This is a genomic window from Arthrobacter sp. GCM10027362 (assembly GCF_042679445.1).
GTDB lineage: Bacteria > Actinomycetota > Actinomycetes > Actinomycetales > Micrococcaceae > Crystallibacter.
The window spans coordinates 1-8402 of the sequence record NZ_JBHTML010000169.1; the positions used below are offsets into that span (position 1 = coordinate 1).

Here is an 8402-nt window from a genome sequence, read left to right on the forward strand (position 1 = left end):
CCGTTTCCGCCGGCTCGAGCCCGGCGAGCACGGCCTGGCCGAGCGCTGTGGCGTGGGCGGGCAGCCGGCGGCCCACGCGTGCCGCCGCACGCTCATGTCCCGGGGCCTCCCAGCTGGCCAGGTAGACAATATGCCGGCCGTCGAGCCGGCCGTAGTTGACTGTGCCGCGCACCTGCTTGCCCAGCAGGGCCAGGTGGGGCCGGACCACCTTCAGCAGCGGATCGGCGTCCAGGTAGGTGGTGCCGGCCAGCAGCGCGCGGATGCCGATGCTGTAGAGCGAGCGGGTGGAATCCGTCCGCACCCAGCCGGCATCGGTCAGCGTCCGCAGCAGCGCATAGATGCTGCTGCGCGGGGTGTCCATGGCGGCGCAGATCTCCCGGATGGTCACCGGTTCGTTGCCGCGTTCGGCCAGCAGTTCCAGGATCCCGATGGTCCGGGCGGCCGACTTGACCTCCCGCACCCCGCCGTGGCGGATCCCGGATGGCGGCTGCTCGCCCATACCTGCTGCCCCTTCCGTGCGGTGCCCTGTGCGGCCAGCATACGTCTCCGGCGGCTTCAGCCGCGCGGCCCCACCCGGACCTTGACGGCCTGAACGGCGCAGCCGGCCTCCAGGATCACCGCTGCGAGGTGGAGCCGAGGAAGAGCTTGCCCACCGGCGAGCGGCGGCGGACCCCGATGACCACCAGTTCGACGTCGCGCCGGTAGGAGGCATCGATCAGCGCGTCGCCCGGATCCGTCTCCGGCGGCAGCGGCTGCACCTCGGCCCTGACCCTGCCGCCGCGGCGCGGGCGAGCACCTGACGGAGTTCGACCTGACGGAGTTCGACCTGACGGAGTTCCGCGGCATGGCCGCCAGGATCCGCCGAGCCGGAGGAATCCAGCGGGACGACGGCGGTGCGCCGCAGGGCAGCCTCGTCCGCCGCAGCCTCGGCGGCTGCGAATCCTTCGGGGGTGTTGGTGAATCCGGCAACGACAGTCATGACCGGACCTTTGTTCCTGGTGCCGGAGGCTCAGACGGGGGTGGTGAGCGAACCGTCGCGCAGGAAGCTGCGCAGGTTCTCCAGGGTCAGGCGTGCCATGTCCTTCCGGGTCTCGGCGGTGCCGCTGCCCAGATGGGGCAGCACGACGACGGAATCGAGGTCCAGCAGTTGCGCCGGCACGTACGGCTCGTGCGCGAAGACATCCAGCCCGGCGCCGGCGATCCGGCCCTCGACCAGGGCGGACACCAGCGCCGGTTCGTCGACGACCGAGCCGCGGGCGATGTTGACGAGGTAGCCCTCGCTGCCCAGGGCGGTGAGCACGTCGGCGTCGACCAGGCCGGCCGACTCCGGGCCGCCGGCCGCGGCCACGATCAGGACCTCGACGGCCTCGGCCAGCTCCCGGGCGGAGGCGTGGTACGCGTAGGGGGAACCGTCGATGCGGCGGCGGTTATGGTAGTGCAGCTCGCAGCCGAAGCCCTCGAGCCGGCGGGCGATGGCCGCGCCGATCCGGCCGAGCCCGAGGATGCCCACCCGCTTGCCCGAGGCCCGCACCGCCAGCGGGAAGTTGCCGGTGGCCTCCCAGTCCCCGCGGCGGACGAAGCGGTCGGCGGCGGAAATGCGGCGCAGCACGTCCAGGTACAGGGCCAGGGCCGTGTCCGCGACGCAGTCGGTGAGCACGTCGGGGGTGTTGCTGACCGGGATGCCGCGCTCGGCCGCCTGGGCAATATCGGTGCTGTCGTAGCCGACGCCGAAGTTGACGATTGCGGCCAGGTTCGGCAATGCCCGCATCAGTTCGGTATCCACGCCGATCCGGCCGGAGCAGACGGCGACGGTGACCTGCCCGCCGTGTTCGTGCAGGAAGTCCTCGCGCTCGGGCCGGGTCTCGGGCAGGCGCAGGGCGCCGAACTCCCCGGCCAGTGCGGCCTGCACGTCCGGGTTCACCGGCCCGACTTGCAGGATCGTGTGGCCGGTGGCGGCAGCGGCAGGCAGGGCAGTGGGCACATCGGCGGCGGCCGGAGCATGGTTCGTCATGCCTGCACAGTAGGAAACGGCCGTGATGCACGTCCAACACGCAGAATGCATGGATCAATACTGCTCCAGCATGGATTAGCTGCGAGCCGCGGAATGTCGCGGAAGTCACACCCGCCCCGGCGTCGATCGCGGCCGCATACGGCATTGGCGCCCTGGCTGCGGGCCCGTCACACCCGGAACTTTCCTTGACGCGGACTTTTCCGGCTCCCAAGCTGATGCATACCAATCCAGCTCCTGACTTCATATGTAGACGCTGCCGGCCTGCTGCCGGTCTTCGCCCTGGAGGAAACAATGACGCTTTACACCGAACGCCCTGCCCGGAAGTCCGGGCTGCGCCGGCGCAACGGCGCGCTGGCCCTGGCCGTGCTCGGCACCGGCCTGGTCCTCAGCGGCTGCTCCGTGGCCAATTCCGGCGAGGCCTCCGGCGGCGGTTCGGCCGCGGCCGCTTCGGACATGCTGCGCGTGGTGCTGCAGCAGGAGCCCCCGACCCTCGAACCCTGCGAGGCGAACCTGACCAGCACCGGCGTCGTCGACCGTTCGACCATCACCGAACCGCTGATCGAGCGCAATCCGACCACCGGCGGCCTGGAGCCGAAGCTGGCCACCAAATGGGAGTCCAAGGACAACAGGGTCTGGACCCTGACCCTGCGCGAAGGCGTGAAGTTCCACGACGGCAGCAGCTTCACCGCCGAGGACGCGGCCGCCACCATCGACCGCGCGGTGAACTCCAAGCTCGGCTGCAACGTCGAAGGCTACGTCTTCGGCGACCAGGACCTGGCGGTGAAGGCGGTCAACGACACCACCCTGCAGGTCACCGCGCCGGAGGCCGATCCGATCCTGCCGTTGCGGCTGTCCTTCCTGGAGGTCGTGCCGGCCGAGACCTCGGACACCGAAAAGGTGCGCGAGCCCATCGGCACCGGCCCGTACAAGCTGGAGAAATGGGACGCCGGCCAGAAGATCACCGTCGCCCGGTTCGACGGCTACTGGGGAGAGAAGCCGGCCTATGCCAAGGCCGAGTACCAGTGGCGCTCCGAGGGCAGCGTGCGCGCGGCCATGATCACCTCCGGCGAGGCGGACATCGCGACCGGCCTGAGCCCTGAGGACAACATCGGCGACCTGGGCGTGTCCTACCCGAACAATGAGACGGTCGCCCTGCGCATGCACGCCGACAAGGCCCCCTTCAACGACATCCGGATCCGCCAGGCGGTCAACTACGCGATCGACAAGGAAGGAATCGTCTCCAGCCTCTACGGCGGCCGCGACAAGGCGGCCGCCCAGCTGGTGCCCTCCGGCGTCGTCGGCCACAACGACGCGCTGCAGCCGTGGCCGTTCGACCTGGAAAAGGCCAAGCAGCTGGTGGCCGAGGCCAAGGCCGACGGCGTGGACACCGGCGCCGAGATCGACCTGGTGGTGCGCAGCGCACAGTTCCCGAAGATCGAGGAACTGGGCCAGGTGCTCCAGGAGCAGCTCACCCAGGCCGGCCTGAACGTCAAGCTGCAGATGCTCGAAACCAGCCAGCACCTGACCTACCAGGTACGCCCGTTTGCCAAGACCTCCGGCGCGCTGATGCTGATGACCCAGCACGGCAACCAGGCCGGTGACGCCGCGTTCACGGTGGACCAGTACATGGCCTCCAAGGGTGCGCAGAGCGCCTTCGGCACCCCGGAGCTCGACGCGCTGATCAAGAAGGCCGACGCCGCGACCGGCGAGGAGCGCCAGAAGGCCTTCGAGGAGGTCTTCGCCTACCAGAACGACAAGGTCGTGCAGTTCGCCCACATCGCCCACCAGACCGGCATGATCGGCAAGGCCAAGACCGTCGACTACACGCCCAACTCCTCCACCGGTGACGAACTGCGGCTGGCCGAGGTCAAGCCGGCGCAGTAGCCGGACGGCAACGAAGGGGAAACGAGGGAAGCCATGCTGACGTACCTGAGAAAGCGAATCGTCTCCAGCGCCCTGCCGCTGGTAGTGGTCATCGTCGGTGTCTTCGCGCTGGCCAGGCTCACAGGCAATCCGGCCAGCCTGTACCTGCCGCTGAACGCCACGGACCAAATGCGCGCGGATTTTGCCGCCCGCAACGGCCTGGACCAGCCGCTGCTGGTCCAGATGGCCGACTACTTCGGCGGCGTCCTCCAGCTGGATTTCGGCACCTCCCTCCGGACGGGGGAGTCCGCGGCCGCCATGGCGCTACGGGCTTTCCCGGCCACCCTCCAGCTCGCCGCCACCACCATGGTGCTGGCCATCGTGCTGGCGGTGATCGTCGGCAGCTGGGCGGCGCTGAAGCCCAACGGCGCCGCGGACCGCATCTCCAGCTTCATCTCGATGGCGGCCGCGTCCATCCCGGACTTCTGGCTGGCGATCGTGGGGATCTGGATCTTCGCCATCACCCTCGGCTGGGTGCCGACCTCCGGCGTCACCGGCGCCGCCGCCTGGTTCCTGCCGATCGGCACGCTCGTGATGAGGCCCTTCGGCGCGCTCGTCCAGGTGGTGCGCGGGGCCATGGTGTCCTCGCTGTCGGAACCCTATATCAAGCTGGCCCGCAGCAAGGGCGCCTCGCAGGCCCGCGTGGTCACCCGGCATGCGCTGCGCAATGCCGCCGCGCCGGCACTCACCGTCGCCGGCGACCTGACCGTGGGCCTGGTCAACGGCGCGGTGGTGGTCGAGACCATCTTCGGCTGGCCCGGCATCGGCAAGCTGATGATCGACTCGATCCTGCAGCGCGACTTCGCCGTGCTCCAGGCCTGCGTGCTGCTGACCGCGGTGGCCATTTTCGTCCTGAACATCGTCATCGACCTGCTGTACGCCCTGCTGGATCCGCGCGTGCGCCCGGCGTCCGCGTCCCGCCGTGCCAAGGCCCGCCGTGCCCCCGCCGCGGCCGTCCCGGCCAACGCCTAGGAAGGAAGCAAACCCATGAGCCAGACCATGCAAGAGCTCCCCGGCGCCGGGCCGGCGCCGCAGGCCGCTTCCGCGCGGCGGGAAGCGAAATCGGCCGCCCCCGGCCTGTTCCGGATGCTGCTGCGGGACAAGTTTGCCTGCACCGGCGCCGTCATCCTGCTCGTGGTGCTGCTGACCGCGGCCTTCGGGCCGGCGCTGATGGGCGACCTGGCCACCAAGCAGAACCTGCTGTTTGCCAACAAGGCCCCCTTCAACCCGGCCAACGGGTGGGAATACTTCCTTGGCTCGGACTCCCTGGGCCGCTCGGTGCTGGCCCGGCTCGTCACCGCCACCCGGACCACGCTGCTGGTCGCGGTCCCGGGCGTGGCGGCGGCGATGGTGCTCGGTTCGCTGTGGGGCGTCTGGGCCGGTTACCACCGCGGCTGGCGGGAAAACGTCTCCATGCGCGTCGCCGACATCATCATGAGCTTTCCCTCGCTGCTGCTGGCCGTCGTCGTACTGTACGTGTTCAGCCCGTCCGCGGCGAACATCGTGCTGATCCTGGCCCTGACGCGCATCCCGATCTACCTGCGCACCGCGCGCGCCGAATCGGCCGAGCTGCAGAGCCGCACCTTCGTCGACGCCGCGCGCACCTTCGGCGCCCGGCCGAACGCCATCATCGCCCGCCACGTCATCCCGGTGGTCATCCCCACCATCCTGACCCTGGCCACCCTGGAGTTCTGCTACGTCATGTTGGCCGAGTCCTCGCTGAGCTTCCTCGGCATCGGCATCCAGCCGCCGGACGTCAGCTGGGGCCTGCTGGTGGCACAGGGCCGCCAGTACCTGCAGACCGCCTGGTGGCTGTCCATCTTCCCGGGCCTGGCCATCGTCATCACCGCCATCTCGGCCAATATGCTCGCGGCGTGGCTGCGCATCGCCACCGACCCGTCCCAGCGCTGGCGCCTGGCGGTGCCGGGACGCCGCAAGTTCATCGCCCGCCTGACGGCCAAGGAGTCCAAGTGAGAATGACCTCTGCTGCCGAAAGCTCCGCCGGCCGCCCCGCCGGCCGGCCCGTGCTCCGCGTCGAAGGCCTCGACGTCGATATCCGCACCCCCGCCGGCACCGTCCGGGCCGTGGACGCGGTCGGGTTCGAGGCCCGCGCCGGCCGGACCCTGGCGCTGCTGGGCGAATCCGGCTGCGGCAAGTCCATGACCGCCAAGGCCATTGCCGGCCTGCTCGATCCGGTGGCCCATGTGGCCGGCGGCAGCGCCGAACTGGAAGGCGCGGACCTGGTCCGGATGCCGCCCAGGCAGCGCCGCAAGGTCGCCGGCGCCGGGCTCGGAATCGTCTTCCAGGACGCCCTGACGGCCCTGAACCCGGTCTACCCGGTGGGCGTCCAGCTCGGCGAGGCCTTCCGCATCCACCACGGCGCTTCCGCGGCCGCGGCCCGCCAAGAGGCCGTGAAGCTGATGCGCCGGGTCGGCATCCCCGAACCCGAGTCGCGGGTCAACGCCTACCCGCACCAGTTCTCCGGCGGCATGCGCCAGCGCATCCTGATCGCCATGGCCGTGGCCCTGAGCCCGCGCCTGCTGATCGCCGACGAGCCCACCACCGCGCTCGACGTGACGGTGCAGGCCCAGATCATGGACCTGCTGCGGCGGCTGCGCGAGGAGGAGGACATGGCGGTCGTGCTCATCACGCACGACCTGGCCGTCGTGGCCGAGGAGGCGGACGACGTCGTCGTCATGTACGCCGGCACCGTCGCCGAGCAGGGGCCGGTCGGACAGGTCTTCGCCAGCCCCCGCCACCCGTACACCAAAGGCCTGCTCGAATCCGTGCCGGTGGCCGCCGAACGCGGCAGCAGCCTGGCCTCCATTCCCGGCAGCCCGCCGGAACTGAAGAACATCCCGGCCGGCTGCGTCTACCAGGACCGCTGCCCGCTGGCCCAGGCCGTGTGCCGGCAGGAACGCCCGGTCCTGCGCGAGGTCGCGCCCGGCCAGCGGGCCGCGTGCCACTTCTCCGACAGTGTTCCTGCCGTTCCCGCCGCTTCGACCCTCGAGGAGATCCAGCCATGACCACCGTGCTCGACCGTCCCGTTTCCGGCGACCCCGCAGCGCTCGAGGTCCGCGATGTCACCAAGACCTTCCAGGTGGCACGCAGCGCGTCGGGCAACAACCGCCTGCGCGCATTGGACGGGATCAGCCTGTCGGTGGGCCGCGGGGAAACCCTCGGACTGGTCGGCGAGTCCGGCTGCGGCAAATCCACCTTGGCGCGCACGCTGATGCTGCTGGAGACGCCGGACTCCGGCTCGGTCACCTTCGAGGGCCAGGACCCGTTCGCGCTCAAGGGCAAGGAGCTTTTGTCCTGGCGACGGCGGGTGCAAATGGTGTTCCAGGATCCCTTTGCCTCGCTGAACGCGCGGATGACCGCCGGCGAGATCATCGCCGAGCCATGGGCCACCCACCGCGGCCTGTACCGCACCGGACGGGAGCGCGAGGCGCGGCTGCGCGAGCTGCTCCAGCTGGTGGGCCTGCGGCCCTCGGACGCAAAAAAATCGCCGCAGGAATTCTCCGGCGGCCAGCGCCAGCGCATCGGCATCGCCCGCGCCCTGGCCCTGAACCCGGAGCTGATCATCCTGGACGAGCCGGTGTCCGCCCTGGACCTGTCCGTGCAGGCCCAGGTGCTGAACCTGCTCAACGACCTGCAGCAACAGCTCGGCGTCAGCTACATCTTCATTTCCCACGACCTCTCGGTGGTCCGCCACGTTACCGACCGCGTCGCCGTGATGTACCTGGGCCGGATCATCGAAACGGGCACCACCGAGGACGTCTTCGAGCGCCCGCTGCACCCCTACACCGCGGCACTGATGTCCGCCTCGCCGAAGCTGGATCCCGCGGCCCGGCCCACGCAGCGGATCGTGCTGCAGGGTGAGCTGCCCTCGCCGCTGGACCCGCCGTCGGGCTGCCGGTTCCGCACCCGCTGCTGGCAGGTGCAGGACATCTGCGCCACCCAGGCACCCCCGAGGCTGACGGCGGCATTGGCCGGACGGACCGCCCTGCCGATGCCGGCGGTGCGCAGGCCCGGACTGCCGGTGGAGCACGCCGCCGAATGCCACTTCCCGCTCGCCGCCCCGGCCGGGGCCGGACGGCGTGCGATCGCTGCCGGGCAGTGAACCCGGCGGAACTGGCCCTCCTGGCGGCGACCACCTTTGTCGCCGCCGGCCTGCAGGGCTCCATCGGCTTCGGCGCCGGCCTGGTGGCGGCGCCGGTCATCGCGCTGGTGGAGCCCTCGTTGCTGCCCGCGCTCGTGGTCATGCTGGCGGCGGTCATCACGCTGCTGGTGGCCGTCCGGGAACGGTCCGAGCTGGACCTGAAAGGGGCCGGCTGGGCCCTGGCCGGGCGGATCCCCGGCAGCGTGCTGGGCGCCTGGCTCGTGGCCTCCGCACCGGTCCGGACCATGTCCTGGCTGGTCGCGGTCTGCGTGCTGGCCGGCGTCGGGGCGGCCTTCCTGGGCTGGC

Annotated in this window: 9 protein-coding genes; 6 read left to right on the plus strand and 3 right to left on the minus strand. The window is 70.6% G+C overall.

Annotated features, from left to right (window positions below):
- From ACFQ36_RS18135 to ACFQ36_RS18145, 3 genes are all read right to left on the minus strand, one after another.
- Window positions 1-499, minus strand: a 499-nt coding sequence (locus tag ACFQ36_RS18135; protein WP_377016150.1) for an IclR family transcriptional regulator, incomplete at its 3' end; no start/stop codon positions are given.
- Between the two features lie 115 nt (window positions 500-614).
- Complete coding sequence (locus tag ACFQ36_RS18140; RefSeq protein ID WP_377016152.1) at window positions 615-758, minus strand: universal stress protein; 144 nt, start codon at window positions 756-758, stop codon at window positions 615-617.
- Window positions 759-1009: 251 nt separating this feature from the next.
- Entirely contained in the window at window positions 1010-2011 is a 1002-nt protein-coding gene (locus ACFQ36_RS18145; RefSeq protein ID WP_377016154.1) for a 2-hydroxyacid dehydrogenase, read from the minus strand.
- 291 nt (window positions 2012-2302) lie between these two features.
- Here ACFQ36_RS18145 and ACFQ36_RS18150 point away from each other — a divergent pair, with 291 nt between their 5' ends.
- The 6 genes from ACFQ36_RS18150 to ACFQ36_RS18175 form a co-directional block, all read left to right on the plus strand.
- Window positions 2303-3895, plus strand: coding sequence for an ABC transporter substrate-binding protein (locus tag ACFQ36_RS18150; RefSeq protein WP_377016156.1), 1593 nt, complete (start codon window positions 2303-2305; stop codon window positions 3893-3895).
- 33 nt (window positions 3896-3928) lie between these two features.
- Window positions 3929-4906: an ABC transporter permease gene (locus ACFQ36_RS18155; protein WP_377016158.1), complete on the plus strand. Its 978-nt coding sequence runs from the start codon at window positions 3929-3931 to the stop codon at window positions 4904-4906.
- Window positions 4907-4921: 15 nt separating this feature from the next.
- On the plus strand, window positions 4922-5908 hold the full coding sequence (locus ACFQ36_RS18160) for an ABC transporter permease (RefSeq protein WP_377016160.1): 987 nt from the start codon (window positions 4922-4924) through the stop codon (window positions 5906-5908).
- 2 nt (window positions 5909-5910) lie between these two features.
- A complete protein-coding gene (locus tag ACFQ36_RS18165; RefSeq protein ID WP_377016162.1) occupies window positions 5911-6960 on the plus strand; it encodes an ABC transporter ATP-binding protein in 1050 nt (349 codons plus the stop codon).
- Entirely contained in the window at window positions 6957-8057 is a 1101-nt protein-coding gene (locus ACFQ36_RS18170) for an ABC transporter ATP-binding protein (RefSeq protein WP_377016164.1), read from the plus strand. The genes ACFQ36_RS18165 and ACFQ36_RS18170 overlap by 4 nt, the downstream gene beginning before the upstream one ends.
- The coding region (locus ACFQ36_RS18175; RefSeq protein WP_377016166.1) for a TSUP family transporter at window positions 8054-8402 on the plus strand (349 nt) is incomplete at its 3' end. The genes ACFQ36_RS18170 and ACFQ36_RS18175, both read left to right, overlap by 4 nt.